The organism is Nocardia tenerifensis NBRC 101015, from assembly GCF_000308715.1.
GTDB classification, from domain to species: Bacteria; Actinomycetota; Actinomycetes; order Mycobacteriales; family Mycobacteriaceae; genus Nocardia; species Nocardia tenerifensis.
In genome coordinates, this window is the sequence record NZ_BAGH01000167.1 from 42,255 (window position 1) to 63,902 (window position 21,648).

A 21,648-nucleotide genomic window follows, 5' to 3' on the forward strand; every position below is an offset into this window, starting at 1 on the left:
CCCCGCCCCAGCAGCGGCAACCCTCCGGCCGGCAATCACCAACATCCCCGGCCACTCCTTCCTGGAATCTAGCAGCGCTAGAATATAGAGCGACAGTAACATGCATCCACTAGCTTGTCTAGCGCTGCTAGATCTCATGTCAGCAACAGCCGGGACGCGCACGAACCCCCCCAGACGCACAACCCTTCCCGTCGAGGAAGTGTCGCTCGGTATCCGGAGATACCGATGTGCGCTCGATCGCGAGTTTCTCGTTCACCGGGGGAGGTGTTCGGAGACGGTCAGTTTCGGGACCTGACCGTCGACGAGTTGGTGAGGCCGTTCTGCTTGCGAAGTCCGGGTTGACGATTGGGGATCGTGAACATCCGGACTCCCGCGTACAGCGCGTTCGACCGTTATCTGGCGATATCGAGTACGAGCACGACCGAGGTCGCGATGGAGAGTGCGAGGAAGACTGTGGCTCCCAGTATGTTTCGGTCGCCGGCGCGGATGTGGGCGACGATGGCGCCGACGAAGTAGAGCACCAGTCCGATCGCGGCGGCGAGGGCGAAGGGCGGGAACCAGATGCCCCAGACGAGGCCGATCGTGGCGGCGATTTGGAGGCTTCCGAGCGCGGTGAGCTGGGCGGTGGTGATGTGGACCGCTTGCGAGAACTTCAGTATCCACGCGGGGCGGACGAACTTCATCGCGCCGGATTGCAGCATCGCCGCGGCGAGCAGAACGGACAGGATCAGGGCTGTGATTCGCATGGAGGGAACGCTAGGGATGCAATAGGTACCTTTTGGTAACCTTTGGACCGTGAGCCCTCCTGCCGGAATCATGTTCATGTCCGACTGCCCCGCGCGCACGGCGCTCGAGGTCATCGCGAACAAGTGGTCCGTGGTCACCCTGTACGCACTCAAAGACGGCCCGAAGCGGCACAGCGAACTCGTCGCGCTCTCCGGCGGGATCTCCCGAAAGGTGCTCACCCAAACCCTGCGCCGCCTGCAAAGCAACGGCCTCATCGATCGACACCGGTACGCCGAGGTCCCCCCACGCGTGGAGTACAGCCTGACCCCACTCGGCCGGACACTCCAAGAACCGATATCGATGCTGACGGAATGGGCCCAGACCCACGGAGAAGCGCTGGTCGACTTCCAAGAATCGGCAGCCGGGACCCAGACGCGCTAGGTCCTGTATACGTCTGTACGTCAACCCTTTTCGGCAGAACAGACCCGCGGCGAAAGGTCGCCGAGCCGGACGACATGCGGACAATCCGATGCACCGGCGAGAGTCTCGATAAGCCTTCCGGCGTGCGGGGTAGGATGAGCATCCTCGTCCCGAAGCCGGCGAATCTGTTTGTACAGACGACCCCTCGGAGGAGACCATGGCAGCGACCGTTCCTGACGGTAGTACGGGTCGGCTGCCGTTGCCGCCGGAGCGCATCGGAGCCGTGCACGGCGATCGGTTCGATGAGCGGATCACGCCGAGCCTGGGACACGTGCTGCGACGCGCCGTCGATATCGCCAATGGTTTCGGGCATACGCAGGTTCACGTCGAACACGTCGCGCTTGCCATTCTCGAAGACCCGGAGTCACCGGCCAGAAGACAGTGGACCGGCGCGTTGACCGCGCAGCAGTGGCAGCTGGACATCCTGTGCGCCCTGCTGTCCTCTACCGGTGAGTCGGAGGCACGCGGGTTGGTCTGACCGCTGTTCGCCTGCAGCGGTGAACTCGCCGGACAGATGTAGGTGAGCGGCCACCGTATTCCCTTGGCCGCCAGCGCTATCGGGGACACCCGTCGACGGCTACACTCGAACGAGGATGAGGGTAAGGAACCGAGATGGACTTCCCTGATGAAGAAGCCTTGGCGATCGTGGACGACCCCTCGAGGACCGAGAGCGGCTCCGACAAAGACACTGCGATGCTCGAGAAACTCGCCGCGCAGATGCTGGTCGATCGAGACCACATGCTCGGCTTTCCGGTGAATCTGGACTTCGACTATCGCATGTTCGCCGATTTCCTCACCGTACACGCGAACAATGTCGGCAGCCCCGTCGACGACAGCGAATACTACTTGCATACCAAGCCTTTCGAGCGCGCGGTGGTCAAATTCCTCGGCAGGCTGGCAGGTCGCGAGGATGCCTTCGGCTACATCACGAACGGAGGCACCGAGGGAAACATCTTCGGATGTTTCATCGGCCGGGAGAGATTTCCCGACGCCGTGCTGTACTACTCCGACATGGCCCACTACTCCGCGCCCAAGATCGCCCGGCTACTGCGAATGGAATCATGCAGTGTCGCAACCGTAACCGGCGAAGGCATGGACCTGGACTGCCTGCGTGACCGGCACCGTCAGCTCGGAGACAAGCGGGCCGCGATCGTTGTGGCGACGGTGGGCTCCACTACTGACGGAAGCTACGACGACATCCCCGGCATCCGGAGCGCGCTGGCCGATGTCGCGTCGAATACGCACATCCATTCCGACTCGGCCTTCGGAGGTCTGCTCGCGGCACTCGGGTACGAGACACGGCCCTGGGCCTTCGAATCCGGCGCGGACACCGTGACGATCAGTGGACACAAGATGATCGGCGGCCCGATTCCCACCGGCATCGTGCTGGCCCACCCCGAGCACGTGGACATCATTCGAAATGCCGACGTCGCCGTGGGCGCGGACGACGATACGATCAGCGGGTCGCGAGACGCCGTTTCGCCCTTGATGCTCTGGTATGAGCTCCGCCGACTGGGTCGAGTCGGGTTGCGGCGGCGTGTCCTGCACTGCCTCGATACCGCCGCCTATGCTGTGGAACGCTTGGCGGCCGAAGATTTGCATCCGGTGCGGGTCGGCGGTACGAACACCGTCATCTTCGATGCGCCGTCGGAAGATATCTGCGCGCGGTGGAATCTGTTGATCGTCGGCGACAAGGCGCATTTGATCACGATGCCGCACGTAACCGGCGAACACATCGATCGCCTCTGCGCGGACCTTCGCTCCTGAGTTCGTCTCAAGACGATAGCGCACGGTGGACGCGGCCTTCTTGCATCACGAACTCCACCCTGCTGAGAGCGCTGATATCGGTGAAGGGGTCACCTCGGACGGCGACAATATCGGCAGTCGCTCCTGCCGCGAGATGACCGAGGTCCGGACGGGACAGGAGTTCGGCGGCGGTACTCGTCGCCGAACACAACGCTTTCAACGGGGGAATCCCGACGTCGACCATGGCTTCGAACTCGCGCCAGTTGTCGGAGTGGGGAAACATGCCCGCGTCCGTGCCGAATGCTATGCGCACGCCGCTACCGGCGATATACGTACTGGATTCGAGAATCTGGTCGGCGTGGTCGCGTACCGATGCGCGGGTTTCCTGCGACGAGTCGGACCAGAATTCGTCGTCGTCGAGATTGTCTATGAAATAGCGGGGGCTGTGCAGGGTGGGCACGAGGTAAGCGTCGTGGTCGGCGATGCGTGAGAACACCTCGGCGGAGGCGAGATTGGCGTGTTCGATACTCCGTACCCCGGCCTGCAACGCGCGGATCACCGACTCACTGTTGAAAGCGTGTGCCGCACAGGGTAATCCGAAGTCCCGAGCGGTGTCGACGATACTCGCCATCTCCTCGACGGAGAAGGCGACCTGATCGGGGTCGTCCGCGGGCGAGGTGAATCCGCCGCTGGCGGCGAACTTTATCCAGTCCGCACCGACGCGTGCTTGCTCGCGTACCTGACCTCTGAGTTGGTCGGCGCTGTTGGCGACCACGCCCACATCGACTCCGAGCCGCTGGGTCAACTCGGGCTTCTTGTCGCCGTGCCCACCCGGTGCCGACAGGATGTTAGGCGCGACTATCAACCGCGGCCCTTCGATCGTTCTTTGTTCCTGTGCTTGCCGCAAGGCCACATTCAGCGCACCGCGGGCGCCACCCAGATCGCGCACGGTGGTGAAGCCGGCATTCAGCAACGTACGCATCGGCGGCAGGGCGGTGAGCACCTGGGCGGCGGCCGGCCGGGTATCGAACGCCTCATCGAGTAAATGCACGTGGCAATCGATCAGCCCCGGCAGCAAAGTAAGCGCGCCTAGATCGATGACTTCTTCGGCCGGTATCGACACCTCTGCTGGCCCGATCGCGACGATTTTTCCTCGTTCGACGATGATCGCGGTCGGGCCGGTCGGCTCGGAAGCCATTCCGTCCCAACAGTGTTCAGCGACGAGCACGATCCGCGTAGTCGAAGTCATGAGCATCCTTCACAGCGGAGGGTACAAATGGGCTGCGATGTTCGCCTGGCGCTACGGTCGCCGTATATCGGCCAGCACAGAAAGTCTGGCGACCGGAAAGAGATATACCTCATGATACCTGCCCCTGCCGCGTACTGACTCCGGTTCCGCCGGTTCGGGCACCGGAGCCGTGGGAACCGGCAGAGGGATTCACATGGTCGAAGGAAGTGCGAGCCCCGTTGCCGGAGAGGATGATTGATCACCCAAGCCGCTCGGCGCGGGGGAGTCGGGCGGCTCCGATCGCGCTCGAGGAGGACCCGTGGCGATCGAAGAATTGATCGATCCGACCTTCGATAGAGCCGTGGCCCGTACGGTTCCGTCGACCAGCGGCGAATCACCATTGCCGGGAAAACCGCTGATCGTCCTGTTCTACGCCCCGTTCAGCGCCGCCGCCATGTATGCCAAAGCATCGTTCGCCCAGCTCGCCGCCGCGAACGACGGCCATGCCGCATTCGCGGCGATCGACGCCGGCGAACACCGAGTCAACGCACTGAAATTCGGCATCGACGAGGTACCGATGATCCTGGTATTCGAAGCCGGGGCACACGCCGACACGATCCGCGGCGTGCTGTCGGCCGCCGAGTTGGCGCCCGCGCTGGCGAGATTCTTGTAAGCACGTCGAGCGCGTCTCTTGGCGGCCGGCCGGACTACCAGGGCACGGTTCCGGCGTCGTCGAAGAACCCGCCGGTCGGTCCGTCGTCGGGCAGGGTCGCCAGGTGGATCGCGATGGCCGCGCCCTGCTGTGGTGTGCGGACGCCGCGGAAGCCGTTGAGATCGGTGGCGGTGAAACCGGGGCAGCCGGAGTTGATCAGAATGTTGGTGTCGCTCAGTTCTTTTGCGTATTGGACGGTGACGGCGTTGAGGAAGGTCTTCGACGCCGAGTAGGCGGCGGAGATCGGGCCGGTCTCGCTGCCGGGGGTCGTCTGCAGGGTGAGTGAGCCGACGCTGCTGGACATGTTCACGATTCGTGGTGCGGCCGAGGCGCGCAGCATGGGCAGCATCGCGTTGGTGACGCGGAGGACGCCGATCACGTTGGTCTCCACGGCGGCTCGCACGGTCGCGGGGTCGACCGTGGTGGGTGTCTGTGGCATTCCGCCCGTGATCGCGGCGTTGTTGACCAAGACGTCGAGCCCGCCGGCCTGGTCGGCGATCAACGCGGCCGCCGCGGACACACTGGCGTCGTCGGTCACGTCTAGCGGTACGCCGAACGCATCGATCCCGGCCGCGCGCAGCTTCTCCACCGCGGTGTCGCGGCGTTGCCGATCTCGCGCTCCCACACCGACGCGCCAGCCGAGGGCGCCCAGGCCCGCCGCGATCTCGTAGCCGATTCCTTTGTTCGCGCCGGTCACCAGCGCGATTGTCTGTGCACTCATACCGCCGATCCTGCTGCGGCTCCGGGTGTGGCGTCCAAGACCGATCCGGTCGGCGGCGATATCGCACGGGTATCGGTCGTGGTCATCGCCCGGATAACATCAATCCGGTGGAGACGCGAGAGATGCGATATTTCGTCGCCGTCGCCGAGGAGTTGCACTTCGGGCGGGCGGCACAACGGCTCGCGATCGCGCAACCACCCCTGTCGCGAGCCATTCAGCAGCTCGAACGCCGACTCGGCGTCGTCCTGCTGCACCGCACCGCTCGCGCCATCGCCTTGACCGAGGCAGGCGCGGTGCTGCTGCGAGAGGCCCGGGCCGCGCTCGACGCGGTCGAAGCCGCCGAGCGGCGAACCCGCCGGGCCGCGGCAGGGAAGCCCGGCGTGGTGCTGGCCACCAAGGCCGGAGCGTCCAGGGAGCTATTGTCGAAGCTGCTGGATGCCTACGCGGCCGAACCGGGCGCCGTGGCCGTCGAGGTGGTGCTGTGCGGGCCCGGCGAGCAGGAAAGTCTGCTGCGCACCGGACGCGCCGATGTTGCTCTGCTGCACCGGCCTTACGACTCCACAGCCGGATTCGACACCGAGGATCTGCACACCGAAGAGCAGGTGGTGGTCTTGCCTTCGGGTCATCCCCTCGCCAACCGGGCGCAGCTGTCGTTGGCTGAGCTCAACACCCAGACGGACCTGCCCCTTCCGCGCTGGCCCGGACGGGATGGCAGCTATCCGGACGGCCCCGGCCCACAGGTGCGCGACCATACCCAACTCTTCCAACTGATCGCACTCGGATTGACCTGCGCGGTCGTGCCCGAATCAATCCGAGACCAGCTCCGCGACGACTACGCCGTCCTGCCGATGCCGGACGCACCGCCCGTCACCACCGTCATCGCCTGGCCACCACACAGCAGATCCAAGGCCGTCGCCGACCTCGTCCGCACCGCGACACGCCTCTAACCACCGCCTTTCGCGCGCTTGGGCACTCTCATCGCGAGGCGTCTACGACTCCAGGACGATACGGGTCAGGGCCGCGTGACTCTCCGTGACGATGCATCGTTCCCGGCCGCGGTGCGGTGATCATTCGAGTGCGCGGTCGCGCCATTCGGCGACCTCGGCGGCTATCTTGCGGGCGTCCGCGTCGTCCGGGCCGTAGACGCGGGCCCAGGTCTTCGGCAGTGACGCCGCGGTTTCGGCGGCGGCGGCGAAGTCGGCTCGGTCGGCGTAGAGGCGCGCCAGTTCGGCCTTGGCGACCAAGGTGCCGATGTGCTCGGTGCCGGAGATGGCTTCGCGGCGGGCGATGGCCTCGCGGTAGAGGGCGACGGAATGCTCGTGGTCGCCGGTTTCGCCGGTCCAGTAGGCCAGGGCGCTCATGGCCCACAGGGTGTCGTTGTGATCGGGGCCTACCGTGCGCAGGAACAGGGGGACCAGTTCGGCGAGTGATCGGCGTGCGCCCTCGGGGTCACCGGTCAGGCCGATCCAGCGAGCGTATTGCTCGCGGCTGCGCAGTACGTCCGGATCCTCCTGGCCGAGTAGGCGTTCCAGTTCGGGAAGGAAGGCGGCGTAGTGGTCACGGGCGCCGGCGATATCGCCGGTCTGGCCGACGTAGAAGCCGAGATCCGCACGGACCCGGAGCAATTCGCGTTCGTCGCCGAGTTCTTCGTAGCGCCGTCGCAGCTCCGTGAGCGCGGCGACCGCGCGTTCGGGATCGCCGGTCTGTCCCTGCCAATTCGCGAGTTGTACTCGGGGCAAAAGGGTTTGCGGGTGGTCGGCGCCGAAGTACGCCGTGCAGTCCTCGACCAGTTTCTCGAACATCGACAGCGCCTCGAGCGGTGCGCCCGCGTCACCGGTCCAACGCGCCAAGCGCGCTCGTGCCGCGAGCCGATCCGGATGTTCGGGCGGGAGTGCCTCCTCGAAGGCGACGATCCACCCCTCCCATGAGGTCCGGTTGTCGATGGCGCGTCTGGTCAGATCGGTGCCGTCGAGGAACTCGATGGCCTTCGCCGAACGCCCGCAGGCCAGGAGGTGGCGCGGCGCGGCGGTATGCGCGTACGCATCGATATCGGCGCCCGTCACCTTTTCGAACGCATCGCTGAGCGCGGCGTGCGCGCCGGTGAGCGCCGCCGCCGGATCCGCCGCGGCCTCCCGCGCCAGTGCCGAACCGAATGTCGCGTGGGCCAAGCCGATTCGCTCGTGTTCGTGGCCGGGCAGGCCACGGGCCACCAGGATGCCGAGATCGACGACCAGGCCGCGCAGTTGCGGCACAGCGCTCGAGTGGCCCTGCCGCCGCAGCGCCTCGCACACCAGACGCAGTGGCGCCGTAGGCCCGACGCCTACCGCGGCGAGCAGTGCCGCGAGCGCTCGGGCGGGCTCGGCTTCGGTTTTCCGGCGTACCGTCGTCCGGAAGCGTTCGGCTACCAGAGCATTCAAATCCAACGGAGGGTGACCGTCTCGCGGCCAGTCGATTTCGGCGAGCAATCGAGGGACCAGCCAGCCGCCCATATCCTCGGCGAGGATGCAGTAATCGGCGAATCTTTCCCGTATGCCGGTCGCCGCATCGGTCATCGCGCGCAACAGTTCTCGACCCGGCGGCAGGTCGAGCAGGAAGCGCCGTCCGTGCGCCAGCTCGGGATGATGCGCGGCCTCGGTTCCCGCACGCGCACCGACTATCACCCGCAGGTGCGGCAGGCGCTCATCGGTGGACAGGGTGGCGGCCGCGGCCACCACGCCGGCCCGGCAGCCGTCGTCGGGCTGGTCGATACCGTCGAACACGATGCGGATGCGCCGCCCCGGCCTGCGCATCAGCGCCAGCGGCCGGACGATCTCGATCTCGAACGCGCCGTAGCGATCTCGATCGGTCAGCTCGGCGAGGACGGTGCGCTGCGCCTCTTCGAACTCGGCGCCGAACCGGGTGGTCAATTGCGCACGCAGCTCGTCGAGTATGGATTCCACGGTGCTGGTCACGTCGAGAAAGGCTGCGGCGGTGATGAATTCGTCGGTAAGCGTCCGCAACGTCGCCAGCTCACCGATCCGGCCGGGCCGGATGAGCAATGCCAGCAAGGTCGATTTGCCCGCGCCCGCCGGGCCGACCAGCAGCTGCAACCGGTCGGCACCGGCGTCCACCATGTCGGCGAGCACGTCCGCGAGGTCGGCGGTCGGCGTCACGGTGCGCATCAGGTGATCGACCAGGCCTGCCGCGGGCCGACCCGTCACCGCCTCGTGGCGCAATGCCTGGTTCGGCACCAGCCACAGCCCGGAATCGCCGCGCGGCACCAGCGCGCCGTTGAAGGCCAGGTGACGCGCGGTCTGCCACTGGCAGGCCGCGTTGAGTTGTTCCGGGAGGTCGGCGGGCAGCAGATTGGCGCCCTTGGCGGGCAGGCCGGTGTCGAAGACGCGCAGCAGTGCCCGGGTGAAGCAGCCGTCATAAGCGTTGCCCGCACCGGAAGCGACCAGCAGTTCCATTCGCCCGGAAGCGGATTCGAGCAGGCTGACCCAACGGCTGCCCGCGCCGACCACACCGGGGCCGGCCTCGCAGGCGTCGATCAGCACGATCAGTCCATCCAGGGACTCGGTATTGCCGAGCTGTTCGGCCACCACGTTGACCAGATGCAAGCCGCTGTCGGAATCCAATGGCAGCGTGGAATCCTCGGCGAGCAGGTAATAGTCCTGATTGTTGTTCTTGGTGTATCCGTGCCCGACGAAGGCGAGCAGCAGCGACGCCGAGCGCGCGTTCGCCTGCGCGAAGGCGGCCTTGATCCGGCGTTTCAGCTCGTCCACCGTGGGATCGAGGACGATACCGCCGGCGACCGGCCCCCAACCGCCCTGCATCGTCAGCACTTCGTGCAATGTGACGGCGAGTTCGCCGGTGAAGCCGAGGGGCGGGAAGCTCGCGCACTCGGAACCGATGACCAGCGCCAACCGGTCGGCCATAGGTGCCACTATCGGGGACGACACCGCCGCGCGCAACCATTTCCGGGTCGCGCGCGGCGGTCTGCATCAGCAGTGGGATTGCAGGTTGATTCGTTCCAATTCTGTGAAGACAACGGAGATTCCGTTCGGTCCGCGTCGTCCGACGTTGTAAGTGGCCTCGATATGCCACGGTTCCTGACGCCGCTTGTCGGGGAGGTTCTTGACGAATCTGCCGATATCGTCGACTCCCGGTTGCTGGGCGATGATGTTGCCTAGATATTTGCCGTTGGCGCCGAACAGTTGGGCGTGCATCAGCCAGGCATCGTTGTTGCTGCCGCTGGTGACCCTGCCATCGAAAATGGCCGTGCCGTCGGCGACCACGAGCCAGGACGCACCGCGGAACATGGTGCAGTCGCCGGCGTGGATGTCGTGGTCCCAGGTGAATCGCTTACTGGGAGTGTCGGCGCGCGCGTCGGCGGCCGCACCGACGGTGGCTGTCGCGGCGAGGATCGCGGCGGTCGCCAATCCGGCCAGGGTGCGCGGCAGGGAAACAGCCATTTCGGCCTCCTGAAATTGTTCGATGCGAAACAGAATTCAGTATCGGACGGACGGAGGCTTGTCTTCTTGCGTATCGCACTACTCGAAACGTGCCATTCACGTGCCGAGGTCTATACGTATCGGGTGGTTTCGGGTCTTGCCGCAGGCGGGGTCACAGATTGTTCAGGAGCAGGCCGAGGGTGAACTCGAACCGGTCGGGGCCGGTACCCGAGATCAGCTCTGTCGCATGGCGTTTCGTCAGCGGGAACTTCTCTTCGGGCAGGGCGGTGAAACGGTCCGTCAACTCCTCCTGGGTGAGTACCCATTCCTGATCCTGGCGCCGACGTCGTTGCTGCACCAGCGACTGTTCCAGCGCGTAGGCGCTGACGTAGAGGGACAGCGCGTCGCGGGCCCAGCCTGCCCTCCTCGGCTCGATGCCGCCCGCGAGCAGGATCGCCAGGATGCCCTCGCCGACGCGCAGCGTCTCGAGATTGGTCGGCACCATGGACAGCGCGGCGCGGGAGACGCCGGGGTATCTCAGGTACTGATCGCGGATCTGCGTGTACACGCCGAGTAGCTGCTCGCGCCACGCGGCCGGGTCCGGTTCGGGGAGCGTGACCTCGGCGTAGAGCTTGCCGATCAGCAGATCGTCGAGGTCGTCCTTGTTGACGATGTGTGCGTACAGCGACGACGGACCGGTGTCGAGCACGGCGGCGACCCGCCGGACGGTCAGCGCGTCGTAGCCCTCGGTGGCGACGACTTCCAGTGCGGCGTCGGTGATCCGTTCGACGGTGATCGGCCGCTTGCGTGGTGCGGGCGCGTCGGCTCCCGCGGCGGGCTGGGCGTGACGGGCGGCGCGGCGTTGGCGAGGAGCGGCGGACATGCTCAGCACTCTACCTTGACACGATCAATGTTCGTTATGTAGAACTTAGATCGTAATAACGAACTTAGTTCTATTTATGGAGGTGCGCGATGCGAGTTGCCGTAGTCGGAGCCGGCCTGGGAGGTCTGGCCCTCGCGCAGGGTCTGCGTGGAACCGGGATCGAGGCCGCGGTGTTCGAACGCGACCCCGGGATCGTCGCGCGATTCCAGGGTTATCGACTTGTGTTGAATCCCAACGGTTTTGCAGCGCTGCGCGCCTGCCTGCCGACGCGCTGGCACCCGCTGCTGAACGAGATCGTCATGGACGCCTCCGCCGAACAGCTGATCCTCGACCCGCAGCTGAACGAGATCGGCAGACTCGGCGCGAGCCGGACCGGCATCGTCGTCGACCGCCAAGTGCTCCGACACCTGCTGCTCACCGGGCTCACCGTGCACACCGACGCCGCCCTCACCGGCTACGACGTCCTGGCCGACGGCGAAGTCCGCGCCCGGTTCGCCCGCCGCGACCCGGCCACCGCCGACCTGCTCGTCGGCGCGGACGGCGTCAACTCCGCGGTCCGCGGCGTGCTGTCGCCGCAGACCACCCCGACCGACACCGGCGTCCGGTTCGTCATCGGCCGCACCCCGCTGACCGACGAATTCGCTGTCCTGTCAAAGGCTTACGGCTCGAAAATCGCCGGTGATGATGTCAGCCTCCTGCTCGGCGCGATGCGCTTCCGTACCCCGCCCAAGCAGGCCGCCGAAGAACTGGCCCCCGAGGTCACACTGCCCGACATCGGCGACTACGTGCGCTGGGCCATGATCCTGCCGCCCGATGGTGCGACAGCCGACCTGACCGCACAGGAGTCCGTCCTGTCCACAATGCGCGGCTGGCACCCGCAGCTGCGCGCCCTGATCGAACAGGCCGACCCGGACAACAGCACGCTCCTGTCCATTCGCGTCGTCCAGCCCGGCCCGCGCTGGGCTCCCGGCCCGGTCACCCTGCTCGGTGACGCCATCCACGCCACCTCCCCGACCGGCGGCAACGGCGCGAACACCGCCCTGCGCGACGCCGACCTCCTGCGCCGCTGCCTGATCGAGGTCGACGAAGGCCGCCGAAACCTTCTCGGCGCAGTCGACGACTACGAGCGGCAGATGCTCGACTACGGGGCCGAGGCAGTGCGCAGCAGTCTCGAGAAGCTGCCCGTCTTCGCCCCGGAAGCGAAACTGTCCTGAGCCCAGGGTGTATGGAAGATTTGCCGTATGTCTCACGGTCAGACCCCCGCGGATGGGCGTTCTCCTCTTCCGAATGTGCGCATAGTGCACCTGAACCACGAAATCTTCCAGGCGCTCGCCGAAGGGGACCTTGTGGCGGCGAACACGGTGGCGCCGGTCCCTCTCCCGGCTCAATTCGCGGATCCTGACTGGCGACCGGTCTGGTCGATGCGGAGCGCGCAAGTCGAACAAGATCCGGCCTGCGCGGGGTGGGTGACCGGCGTTATCTGGGACGAGCAAGAGCGAATCGCCGTGGGCAGAGCGGGCTTTCACGGTCTGCCGGACTCATCCGGAATGGTGGAGATCGGGTACGAGGTCGACCCGGCGTACCGGCGCCGCGGCTACGCCCGCGCGGCTTTGGAGTACCTGTTACGCCGCGCCGCCAGCGAACCCCAGGTAAAAACGGTTCGAGTCACCATCAGCCCCGACAACTCGGCATCGTATCGGTTGGCGTCGCACTACGGCTTCGTGGAGGTCGGAGAGCAATGGGACGATGAGGACGGTCTCGAGATCATCTACGAGCTCCCCGCGAACTAGTCGACGCACCGCAAGCCCGGCGCTTTCGACTCTCGGACAGGCTCGAGTGGATCACCGCGATCGCCGAGGCTGAGATCCTCATCTACGGTGCAGAGCCGAGCCAGCACTGAACCACGTCCGTTAAGGGCGGCGCACGGATGGGAGTAGTCGCGCCGGAGTTAAAGGGCGACAACAGTTGGCCCTAGCGCATCAGCACCGCGCACACCGGTTGCTCGAGTTGGTTGCTACAGCAACGAGTGGTTCCTGAGTGCGTCCCACAGGAGCGCGGCTCCGAAAAGTAGGAAGAGGATGCGCACCGATGTCGGACCGAAACGGTTCAGCGCTCGGACTACGGTGCGATAGGAGCGCTGTGCTCGGGTGGAGCGACGGGTTGATGCGAACAGCACAAGAATTGGCGGCAGGAGCGCGAGCAGACAGTAAGCGCCCACGATCAACGGCCACAGCATGGGTCGTGGCTCTCGCACCGAGAGCATCGCCAGCGCCGCCAGATACGGGACCGCAGTCGGAGCCTGAACGAGGCCGGTGCCCGCCCCTACCAGCCCGAGCAGCAATGGTTTCCGGCGTGCCTCGATCACCCAGGCCGGCATCGCGTTCATCGATCCCGTGGGCAGCCGAATGCTTCCGAGAACCAGGAGAATGACGCCGACGACGAGTTCTACCCAATATCGCACGGTCGGCGTGACCTCGAAGTCGGCCATATCCGTCAGGAAGCTCAGCCCGAGGACCGTGCTGATTCCAAAAGCGGTGGTGGCGAAGAAGATTCCCGCGATGAAGCTCGATGCGGCTGGAACCGGCGAGCGACGGCTCAGCCGGCTGTCGACGACCACCGCAGCAGTGATCCCCACGTTCAAAACATGCAGGGAATCGAGGAATGCGAACCCGGCAAGTGCCAGTAAGAAGATCAGCATGACAACACCGACCCTACGGTAGGCATCACTCGAAGCCACATTGAGAAGCTCTGCGACCAGCCGTCATTCACGAACCGACCGCACCCGCTGCCTGGCGGACCGGTCACTCCCGCGGGCCCGAGATCCCGGCCACTGCTGCCGGTCAGCGGTTGCCCCGCCACCATGGAGGACATGCCTCAGCCTCGTGACGCCGCCGAAGGTTTCGATATGACCACGCCTGGTCAGGTCATACTGCTCAATGGCGTGTCGAGTTCGGGCAAGTCGAGCCTGGCGCGTCAACTACTGCTCGATCTCGAACGCCCCTTTTTCCATATGGGCGTCGACATGATCGGTGCGATGCGTTCGGAGAAGCGGACCCACGAACTCGACGCGACCGAGCTCGCCGCTGTTCTCAAACGAACCCGAGCCGGCTTTCACCGAGCCGTCGCCGGAATGGCCCACGCGGGTAACGACATCATCATGGACCACGTCCTGAGCGAACCTTGGCGACTGAGCGACTGCCTGACCGTTCTCGCAGGCATCGACGTCGTCCTCATCGGCGTCCACTGCTCGGCCGACGAACTACGCCGCCGCGAACGGCAACGCGGCGACCGCCCCGCCGGCACAGCAGCAAAACAGATCGAATCCGTCCACGCCCACGCGACCTATGATTTCGAAGTCGACACCAGCACCGACTCCATCGAGATCTGCTCCGCTCAGATCAACAAGTTTCTCGCCCGACGTCCATCTCTTCGATCATTCGATCGACTCCGCGCCGCATCAAGACGCTGACTCGTCATCGTTCGGGGCTCGAGAAATATAGGGTTCTTCGCGGACGAGGCCGTTGACGAAGGCTGCGAAACTAGGTGCGAGAGTGGTGATTCGATATCCGAGATCCTGATCTACATGAACCACGCTCGGTTCATCGTCGCCGCGGTAGTCGAGTGCGATCATGTCGTGACCGGCTGAGGGGCAATCTGCGAAGTAGACCCCGATATCGGGATATCCCCACTCCTCGACCCAGAAGCGGCTGCCCATCTCACCGCCCAAGCTGAAGGCGGCGGTGCGGCCGATGGCAGCTAGTGATGTGACCGCAACGTGGTCAGCGGACCAGGTTGTCGGTGTATCGGCAGGATGAACCGACCGTGTCAGGTAGCCACCGTTGTGGATCCGAGCCAAGGCGACATAAGCGTCTGGAAGCCGTAGACCGAGTTCGCCCTCGATCATTTTGATCAGGTCGTTGTCGGCAGGCGCCTCGAAGGGCGGCGTGTCGGGGCAGAACAGGCCGGATAGCTTGATCACGCGTGAACCTTTCCGAGTCAGTGCTCTCGGCGAACGCACTGTCTATTCCGCCGGGGCGCGCGTTCCGACCGTTCGGAAACACCGAGTTGAGTGCGTCGAGGTTGGACGCGGTAGCAGTCGATCTCGTAGATACCGGCTCCTAGCGAAGAGGGTGTTAACCGACTGTGTCTGCCTTGTAGAGATGGTGATTGACAGTGGGGTCGTTGGCGAGAATGAGGTCGACTACGTCCCAGAAGGCCGGCAGGAGTGGGTGAGCTAGACCGTCATCACGCGAGAGTAGTACGCCGTGGATTCGGCTGCCTGTTCCGTCTTGGCACGCTTGAACCAGCGTCGCCGCAGGATGGGGGCTGCCTTGCACCGGGCCCACCCGACATCCGAATGTCACGTGATCGTCGTTGGTCTCGTTATCCCAGGTGCCCAGGATTACGTCGATCCATGTCTCGTGTGCCTGACCTGTGTGGTGGTAGCAGTTGGCGAAGTACACCGCGTATGCGCTGCCGTCGGCGTGAACGAAATTCCATGTCCGTTCGACTGGTTCACCGCAGCACGCACACTCGAATCGACTGGTCTGGCGCTCATCAGGGTTCATCGCTAGGTGCACCCGGCGCATACTAGTCGGTCTGCTTTGCGGCACTGGGCCGGAATGGGCACTATGCCGTTGCGGGCCGGCGGCAGCGCGGGCAAACAGTACAGTGCCGAGGTGACTGTCATCGTGGAAACATTGACTGAGGTCGATGACGAGATCGTGGAGGCTTTTGACCGACTGCTGCCGCAGCTGTCGCAAACGGCCGAGCAGTTGGACCGAGAAGCGTTGGGCCAGTTGATCTCTGCGGAGTCAACCGTTGTCCTGGTTGCGCGAAGCGATGGAAAGATCGTCGGCACGTTGAGCTTGGTGATGTTTTCGATCCCGTCGGGTCTTCGAGCGCGGGTTGAAGATGTGGTGGTCGATGACTCGGCGCGCGGCCAGGGCATCGGCGCGGCGTTGATCGAGGAAGCCAAGAGCCGGGCTGCGGCTGCTGGCGCGCGAACGCTGGATTTGACCTCGCGAGCATCGAGGACCGAGGCCAATCGACTCTACGAGCGCCTCGGATTCCAGGTGCGCGAATCTCGTGTGTATCGCTTCACGCCAATCGGCTGACTCGACTCGGACATCCGCAGAAGGTCACGGTATTGAGCCGGGATGGCGAAAGTCCCATTGCTCCAAATGATTACGGTGGCGCAGTGAGCCAGAGCTGATGTCGCGCGAATACTACCGGGTGTGGATAAGCCCTAACTGCGCTGCGTTGCAGCCGGTCCCGCAGAACCGAGATCGCCGCCCCTGAGTGCCGGGGCCTGCGGCGCGGTCGAGGACTCCGGTATAGGGGACGGTTGTTCGGAAGTGAAAGGGTGCGGTGGTGCGGGCGGGCTGGAACCTCGCTACTGCAGGGTGACGGGGACGTCGGTGAGGCTGACTTCGGTGCTTCCGTCGGCGCTGTACAGATCCCAGGTGGTGTTTACTATGGCGGGGCCGAACTGGTAGGGGAAGGTTACTGGGGCCGCGATGTCGATGGTGTAGGGGTGCGGGGTGCCGTCACAGGTCACCAATCCACTGGCTCCCGGCGAGTCGCCCTGGACGTTATCTTGGCTCAAGAAGGCGAATCTGGCGCTGTTGACTCGACCGACGCCGGTGCAGGTGTAGGTGCCGGCGACCTGGGCACTTCCGTCGGCGTTGAGGTGCTGTTTGCTGTTGACCGTGAGTTCGAGGGTCGGATCTGCCGTGGCCGGGCCGGCCAGCACAGCCGTGCCGGCGAGCGCTGCCGCCGTGGCGACAGCAAGTTTCAGGATCCGATCCTTGGCGATGGTGGCCCGCCGTCCGGCGGTCCGAAGATGCTCGGCCATGATACGACTCCTGCTGTGCTGGAACGGTATTCAGACCACTTATCGGGTCGTCCTCGCACGCCGGGCGTCGGGCCGCATTCCCGGCCTGGTTCCCGGGTGTTCCGCAACCGTAGCAATATAACTGGGCGAATAGGTCCCCAGTTGTGTTCTCCGACAAGGCTGCCGGATACGTCGCTAGCCGTAGAGGCGAATGAAGTCCTGGGTCGGGTCGACGGCGGGCACCGTGTAGCTCGATGAACTCCCGTCGATGTGAGTCTCCTCGACGTACTGGGCGGGTTCAGCGGGCAGGTGGCGCCACCGGGCGCGTGGATCTTCGTCCTGCTTTTGGTGACTGTTCGACGACATGTTGTCCCCCTCCACAATCGTTTCACCACATACTATCCGGAATTGCCCGCCCAGGCGGCACACGAGATGCCGGATCGTCAGTCGGCGATCAAGCTGCTCGGCGATTCACCGCGATACGGCACCCACCGGTATCCCGGTCGGAAGACGTCGTAGTTGTCACCTAGACCGAGTTCCTCATAGAAGGCGTCGCAGAGGACGACACCGTCCAGGTCTCCTGCCTCGAGCTCATCGAGCCAGTGGGTTCGAAGCTCGACGGGGTCGATCATGTCTTCCGGATCCCAGCCGACCTTGGCAGCGACGTAACCATCGAAGCCGGCTAGCAATCCGTACAGTTGACGGCCGAGTTCGGTCAATTCGTCTGCGGTGAGGTCGAAGCGGGGAATGGTGCCGTCCAGTGCGACACGGTGTCCGACGGCTACCGGCACCAGCGACAACTCGATGAACGGCCCGTCGGCACGAAGCAGGGCCGTGTGAAGTGGGATGTGGTGGTCACCCACTGCGAATGTGGTCGGTCGGGGAGTGGTGCGAGTCAACGCCGCTGCCCGCGCTGCGTCGATATTGTCACCGAAGTTGATCACCAGTTCAAAACAGATCGCCACGCTGCTCGATCTCTCCGCCTCACTCGATTCGTGTAGAACATGGCGATACGCGAAAACCGCCGTCACCAAGCCTATGTCGCGCAGGCGTGGTGAGCACAGTGCTGGGCGCCGACTGCCCCGGCCGGTGCTCGTCCGCGAAAGAGCAACGGGGCCGGGGCAACTCGGCACTCTGTGACGGCGCCAGTTCTACTGGGGCACAAGGGCGTTGCGGCGTACGTCCGACCAGGTGGCGGTGTCGGTGCAGATGCCGCAGGACGGACCGTAGAACACCGCACGGGCGGCGGGATCGTCGGTCAGTTGCAACCGCAACCACGCGGTGGTCGGCGCGAGGAAGGGCGCGGAATCCAGTGCGACGGTGAGATGTCCGACGCCGCGCAGTTCGCCGTAGATCGCCGGGATGTGGGTGGCGGCGTTGTAAAAGGCTTGTACCAGCGGCGGCAACACGATGATGTCGGCCTGCCCGGCCATGAGGAATGTCGGGCCATGAACCTCGCGGATGTCGGCCAACGGGCCGGGCTGGATAGCGAGCACGGTGTCGACGCGTGCGTCGGCTCCGGCCACGATCGCTCCGGCCCCGCCTTGGGAGTGCCCGGCCGCGGCGATGTGGGCGAGGTCCACATGCTGATAGAACTTGCTGCCGGAGTCGGCGTTTGCCCGGGCGAGGGCGTCGATGCCCGCGCGCATGGCGATCGCGGAGCCGGATTGGGTGGTGTTGGCGGCCGCGACGATGAAACCGTAACTGGCCCAGTGCAGTAGCAGATTCCGGTAGACGACGGGGGCGGCGAAAGTCCCGTTGCCCCAAATGACTAATGGGTGACGCTGTGTGCTGGAGGCGATATCGCGCGGGTAGTACAGGGTATGGACCGCCCCGACGTCCACCGCGGTGGCATACGGTCCCGGGGAGCCGAAGTCTCCGCTGGCCGCCGGGGACTGCGTGGTGGTGGAAGGCGGTGGCGTGCTGGAGGGTTGGGCCGAGGAGAGTGCCGGGCCGGACAACATTGTCAGAGCCGATAGCATCAGGACCCACGCGAGAGCGAGTAGGGCGCGAAGCAGAAGGGGGCGGTGACGGTGACCGGAGCGGGCGTGAGGTGGGGGCGACACGGACATGAACACTTCCTTCTTCGATGAAGTATTGCCCGAAAGTGTGTGCCCGACCCGGCCCGGCGCGGCAGTGGCCGCCAGCTCAGATATTGACGGACTGGTTTGTGTGATGTGACGATCCGGCGATGGACCGGCTGTATGACCAATTGGCGCCCCGGTTAACCGAATTGGCCCGCACGGTGGTCCGCCGATGCGCGGTCGAAGTGCCGTTCTACCGCGACCTGCCCGCCGAGACGCTCGCGGGTCCGGTGACCGAATCGGTAACGGCCGCTTTGGGTCTGCTGCTGAGACTGCTGCGCGACAAGGACACCATCCGCCCTGACGAGCTGACCTGGCTGGTGGAGCTGTCCGGTCGACGTGCCCGCGATCATCTTCCGCTGGAGGCGGCCCTGGCGGCCTACCTCGTCGGCGCGACAGTGTGGTGGCAGACCATCACCGAACTGACCGAGCCCGACGAACTGCCCGCCGCGGGCGCCTTCCTACTCGAGAGCCTGACGATCGAGATGCCCGGAGTTGTCGTGGCGCACTTGCAAGTTCAAGAGGATCTGCGCAGCCACGACCATCGGCTGCGCAACGAACTGCTGACCGCGCTGCTGCACGGGCACCCGCACCTGGCGATCGCCCAGGCCGCGCAGATGGAGGTGGCCGCACGCCACACCGTCTTGATGTACCGCCTCGCGGCACCGCGACCGGATCGGCTGGTGCAATCGGCGCTCGACGCGCACGCCGGAACCCACGTGCTCACCGACCACACCGAGGGCTTGGCTCTACTACCGGCCCGCGTCGAACCCGACGCGCTGATCTCCCACCTGCGCCAAGCGCTGTCCACCACCGTGCTCGCCGCCGCGGCCACCGCCGCGACCGCCGAACTGCCGGCCGCGGCCGGCGAGGCCCGCGAGGTCATGGCGCTGCTCATCCGGCTCGGCCGCACCGAAGGTCTGTACTGGTTCGATGACGTGCTGGTCGAATACCAGCTCGCCCGCCCCGGCGCCGGACTCGAGCGACTGGCCGCCAAACTCGAACCCCTCGCAAGTCACCCCCATCTCATGGACACCCTGCGAGTATTCGTCGACACGGGCTACAACCGCCGCCAAACCGCCCTGGAACTCTTCGTCCACCGCAACACCGTCGAGTACCGCCTGCACCGCATCGCCCTACTGACCGGCCTGAACCTCACCGACCCCGCCCACACCCGCATCCTCCAAGCCGCACTCACCGCCACCGACCTACTGAAATCGCCTCCACCCCAACCCCATTGAATCGCTCGTAACACCACAGACAGGCTGCGGACGCCTGAGAATGGTGCCAACGCCGCCCGCGACGGCCCCGGCCGACTCCGGTGCGCCTCGGAGCCGCGAGGGAGCCGACTCCAAGGCAGGACCGACGGTGTCGCCGCGATGTCGAGTCAAAAGAGTCGGGTCACAGCGATGACCAGAACTCGACGAGGATTTCGGCGGTCCGCTCCGGGGCCTGGTACGGCCAGAAGTGGCCTGCCCCTTCGATCCGCTGGAACCGCGCGCCCAACGCGGCGGCCACCTCACGCGCTTTGGTCTCGTCGGAGAATTCGTCGTCCACCGGGTCCAAGACCAGGCCGGGCGCGTCGGTCGGGGTGAGCGGGCCCCACTCGGCGTAAGCGGTCGACGTGACCGACCGGTACAGCGACAGGATCGAGGCGCCCATGGCCTCGGTGAAGCCCTCGGCCATTTCGCGCGCGTCCTCCTTCGACAGGCTCCATTGGGCGGCGAATTCGGCGAAGGCATCGGGCTCCATGGCGACCAGGCTCGCGATGGCCGTCTCGCCGTCGCCGGGCGTCCGCCAGGTCTGGGCGAGGGAGTGCCAGCCGGCGTCGGGATGCAGGAAAGCGCCGTTGTCGGCGACCCAGGAGCGCAGGGGGCGGGTCATCGCCAGCCGGTACACCAGCCCGGCGCCCCAGTCGTGGCCGACCAGGTCGACGGTGTCGTACCGGTCGAGCTGGTCGGCGACCCAGTCGACGTACTCGTCCTTGGAAGAGGTGAACCCGTCGGGCCGCGTGCCGTCGAACCCCGGCAGGGTCAGCGCCACGGACTCGGCGTCGATCGCGGCCCGCACCTTGCGCCAGGCCGCGGCTGTCTCGGGTACTCCATGAAGAAACACGATCATCGGACTTCGATGCCTCCCGACGTTTCGTGAATGACAGCTCGGCTCATGGGAACCTCCACATGTGATGGGACTCAGTCCTATCACCGTACACGGGTGACGGGACCAAGTCTCATCGGTTGTGCCGGTGGCCGCTCGTAGCCCCAACGCAGCCGCCACCTCGAATCCCTCACTCGGCCAAGTGGTTCGATGGGAGTCGGCCAGACGTCGCACTCGATGTCTCGACCAGCGGCGCGATTCCTGGCCGCTATAGCCATCCCGCTACCCGAAAATGTCCGTCCCGCAAACGGATCGGCGTGGCGGTCACCGTCGACCGGCCGCTGCGGGCCAACCGCTTCCCGTGGAAGCCCGATCGCGCCGCGTCTGCGGATGCTCTGCCATACCGGTGCTCAGGACCCGGGCGATCTCCGTGACGGCGGGCTCGGCCGCGCTCACCGTTTCGGTCGACGCGGCCGGGTGTCGTTCGTCGCGACGCCGGTAAAGGGCGAGCAGGAGGCCGGGGCGGGTGTCGAAATGGTCGTAGACGATCGGCCTGCTCACACCGGCGGCCTCGGCGAGGGTGACCAGTGTCAGTGCGTCGGCGCCTCGAGCGCGCACGATCGCCGAGGCGGTGTCGAGCAACTGTTCGCACCTGTCCTGCTTGGACAGGCGAGCCGATGTCGTGGCCAAGCGATCCTCCTT

The 21,648-nt window shown here is 65.5% G+C and carries 24 protein-coding genes; 10 read left to right on the plus strand and 14 right to left on the minus strand.

From position 1 onward, the window contains the following. Positions 1 to 392: 392 nt before the first annotated feature. Positions 393 to 746, minus strand: coding sequence for a DoxX family protein (locus ON39_RS13385; RefSeq protein WP_040734198.1), 354 nt, complete (start codon positions 744 to 746; stop codon positions 393 to 395). Between the two features lie 49 nt (positions 747 to 795). Here ON39_RS13385 and ON39_RS13390 point away from each other — a divergent pair, with 49 nt between their 5' ends. From ON39_RS13390 to ON39_RS13400, 3 genes are all read left to right on the plus strand, one after another. Beyond that, complete coding sequence (locus ON39_RS13390; protein ID WP_306307543.1) at positions 796 to 1,167, plus strand: winged helix-turn-helix transcriptional regulator; 372 nt, start codon at positions 796 to 798, stop codon at positions 1,165 to 1,167. Between the two features lie 196 nt (positions 1,168 to 1,363). Beyond that, positions 1,364 to 1,684 carry a Clp protease N-terminal domain-containing protein gene (locus ON39_RS13395; RefSeq protein WP_083894418.1) on the plus strand — a complete coding sequence of 107 codons (321 nt, stop codon included), beginning with the start codon at positions 1,364 to 1,366 and terminating at the stop codon, positions 1,682 to 1,684. A 134-nt stretch (positions 1,685 to 1,818) separates the two neighbouring features. Beyond that, positions 1,819 to 2,973 carry a histidine decarboxylase gene (locus tag ON39_RS13400; protein WP_051186572.1) on the plus strand — a complete coding sequence of 385 codons (1,155 nt, stop codon included), beginning with the start codon at positions 1,819 to 1,821 and terminating at the stop codon, positions 2,971 to 2,973. Positions 2,974 to 2,980: 7 nt separating this feature from the next. On the opposite strand, the gene ON39_RS13405 is transcribed toward ON39_RS13400, so the two are convergent. Further along, positions 2,981 to 4,201, minus strand: a complete 1,221-nt coding sequence (locus ON39_RS13405; protein WP_157195456.1) for a metal-dependent hydrolase family protein — start codon at positions 4,199 to 4,201, stop codon at positions 2,981 to 2,983. Between the two features lie 298 nt (positions 4,202 to 4,499). Between ON39_RS13405 and ON39_RS13410 the strand changes: the two genes are divergently transcribed. Next, entirely contained in the window at positions 4,500 to 4,853 is a 354-nt protein-coding gene (locus ON39_RS13410) for a thioredoxin family protein (RefSeq protein ID WP_040734201.1), read from the plus strand. A 34-nt stretch (positions 4,854 to 4,887) separates the two neighbouring features. Here the strand turns inward: ON39_RS13410 and ON39_RS13415 are convergent, their stop codons facing one another. Then, on the minus strand, positions 4,888 to 5,613 hold the full coding sequence (locus ON39_RS13415) for an SDR family NAD(P)-dependent oxidoreductase (protein WP_040734204.1): 726 nt from the start codon (positions 5,611 to 5,613) through the stop codon (positions 4,888 to 4,890). Positions 5,614 to 5,720: 107 nt separating this feature from the next. On the opposite strand from ON39_RS13415, the gene ON39_RS13420 reads away from it, so the two are divergent. Beyond that, entirely contained in the window at positions 5,721 to 6,560 is an 840-nt protein-coding gene (locus ON39_RS13420) for a LysR family transcriptional regulator (protein WP_040734205.1), read from the plus strand. 120 nt (positions 6,561 to 6,680) lie between these two features. Here the strand turns inward: ON39_RS13420 and ON39_RS13425 are convergent, their stop codons facing one another. From ON39_RS13425 to ON39_RS13435, 3 genes are all read right to left on the minus strand, one after another. Further along, a complete protein-coding gene (locus ON39_RS13425) occupies positions 6,681 to 9,530 on the minus strand; it encodes a tetratricopeptide repeat protein (protein WP_040734208.1) in 2,850 nt (949 codons plus the stop codon). Positions 9,531 to 9,596: 66 nt separating this feature from the next. Further along, on the minus strand, positions 9,597 to 10,067 hold the full coding sequence (locus ON39_RS13430) for a DUF6294 family protein (protein WP_040734209.1): 471 nt from the start codon (positions 10,065 to 10,067) through the stop codon (positions 9,597 to 9,599). 151 nt (positions 10,068 to 10,218) lie between these two features. Next, positions 10,219 to 10,929 (minus strand): TetR/AcrR family transcriptional regulator, encoded by a 711-nt coding sequence (locus tag ON39_RS13435; protein WP_040734245.1) that lies wholly within the window; start codon positions 10,927 to 10,929, stop codon positions 10,219 to 10,221. A gap of 89 nt (positions 10,930 to 11,018) precedes the next feature. Between ON39_RS13435 and ON39_RS13440 the strand changes: the two genes are divergently transcribed. Then, on the plus strand, positions 11,019 to 12,143 hold the full coding sequence (locus ON39_RS13440) for an FAD-dependent oxidoreductase (RefSeq protein WP_040734210.1): 1,125 nt from the start codon (positions 11,019 to 11,021) through the stop codon (positions 12,141 to 12,143). Positions 12,144 to 12,227: 84 nt separating this feature from the next. Further along, positions 12,228 to 12,719: a GNAT family N-acetyltransferase gene (locus ON39_RS13445; RefSeq protein WP_211336381.1), complete on the plus strand. Its 492-nt coding sequence runs from the start codon at positions 12,228 to 12,230 to the stop codon at positions 12,717 to 12,719. 224 nt (positions 12,720 to 12,943) lie between these two features. Here ON39_RS13445 and ON39_RS13450 read toward each other — a convergent pair whose 3' ends face one another. Then, on the minus strand, positions 12,944 to 13,627 hold the full coding sequence (locus ON39_RS13450) for a GAP family protein (protein WP_040734213.1): 684 nt from the start codon (positions 13,625 to 13,627) through the stop codon (positions 12,944 to 12,946). Positions 13,628 to 13,798: 171 nt separating this feature from the next. Between ON39_RS13450 and ON39_RS13455 the strand changes: the two genes are divergently transcribed. Further along, the gene (locus tag ON39_RS13455; protein WP_083894423.1) at positions 13,799 to 14,398 is read left to right on the plus strand and encodes a chloramphenicol phosphotransferase CPT family protein; all 600 of its coding nucleotides are present in this window, start codon (positions 13,799 to 13,801) and stop codon (positions 14,396 to 14,398) included. On the opposite strand, the gene ON39_RS13460 is transcribed toward ON39_RS13455, so the two are convergent. Continuing rightward, positions 14,387 to 14,908 carry an SMI1/KNR4 family protein gene (locus ON39_RS13460; protein WP_051186575.1) on the minus strand — a complete coding sequence of 174 codons (522 nt, stop codon included), beginning with the start codon at positions 14,906 to 14,908 and terminating at the stop codon, positions 14,387 to 14,389. The two genes, ON39_RS13455 and ON39_RS13460, sit on opposite strands and share 12 nt — an antisense overlap. A 700-nt stretch (positions 14,909 to 15,608) precedes the next feature. Here ON39_RS13460 and ON39_RS13465 point away from each other — a divergent pair. Beyond that, positions 15,609 to 16,046, plus strand: a complete 438-nt coding sequence (locus ON39_RS13465; protein WP_040734247.1) for a GNAT family N-acetyltransferase — start codon at positions 15,609 to 15,611, stop codon at positions 16,044 to 16,046. A gap of 278 nt (positions 16,047 to 16,324) precedes the next feature. Here the strand turns inward: ON39_RS13465 and ON39_RS13470 are convergent, their stop codons facing one another. The 4 genes from ON39_RS13470 to ON39_RS13485 form a co-directional block, all read right to left on the minus strand. Then, positions 16,325 to 16,786, minus strand: a complete 462-nt coding sequence (locus tag ON39_RS13470; RefSeq protein WP_040734215.1) for a hypothetical protein — start codon at positions 16,784 to 16,786, stop codon at positions 16,325 to 16,327. Between the two features lie 174 nt (positions 16,787 to 16,960). Beyond that, positions 16,961 to 17,131 carry a hypothetical protein gene (locus ON39_RS13475; protein WP_157195457.1) on the minus strand — a complete coding sequence of 57 codons (171 nt, stop codon included), beginning with the start codon at positions 17,129 to 17,131 and terminating at the stop codon, positions 16,961 to 16,963. A gap of 77 nt (positions 17,132 to 17,208) precedes the next feature. Continuing rightward, positions 17,209 to 17,796, minus strand: coding sequence for a hypothetical protein (locus ON39_RS13480; protein ID WP_146251233.1), 588 nt, complete (start codon positions 17,794 to 17,796; stop codon positions 17,209 to 17,211). Between the two features lie 120 nt (positions 17,797 to 17,916). Beyond that, positions 17,917 to 18,837, minus strand: a complete 921-nt coding sequence (locus ON39_RS13485) for a poly(ethylene terephthalate) hydrolase family protein (protein WP_444543774.1) — start codon at positions 18,835 to 18,837, stop codon at positions 17,917 to 17,919. Between the two features lie 119 nt (positions 18,838 to 18,956). Here ON39_RS13485 and ON39_RS13490 point away from each other — a divergent pair, with 119 nt between their 5' ends. Continuing rightward, positions 18,957 to 20,090 (plus strand): PucR family transcriptional regulator, encoded by a 1,134-nt coding sequence (locus tag ON39_RS13490; RefSeq protein WP_040734220.1) that lies wholly within the window; start codon positions 18,957 to 18,959, stop codon positions 20,088 to 20,090. Between the two features lie 160 nt (positions 20,091 to 20,250). Here the strand turns inward: ON39_RS13490 and ON39_RS13495 are convergent, their stop codons facing one another. Both ON39_RS13495 and ON39_RS13500 read right to left on the minus strand, forming a co-directional pair. Beyond that, positions 20,251 to 20,970, minus strand: coding sequence for an alpha/beta fold hydrolase (locus ON39_RS13495; RefSeq protein ID WP_040734221.1), 720 nt, complete (start codon positions 20,968 to 20,970; stop codon positions 20,251 to 20,253). Between the two features lie 300 nt (positions 20,971 to 21,270). Then, complete coding sequence (locus ON39_RS13500; protein WP_083894420.1) at positions 21,271 to 21,636, minus strand: TetR/AcrR family transcriptional regulator; 366 nt, start codon at positions 21,634 to 21,636, stop codon at positions 21,271 to 21,273. Positions 21,637 to 21,648 lie beyond the last annotated feature (12 nt).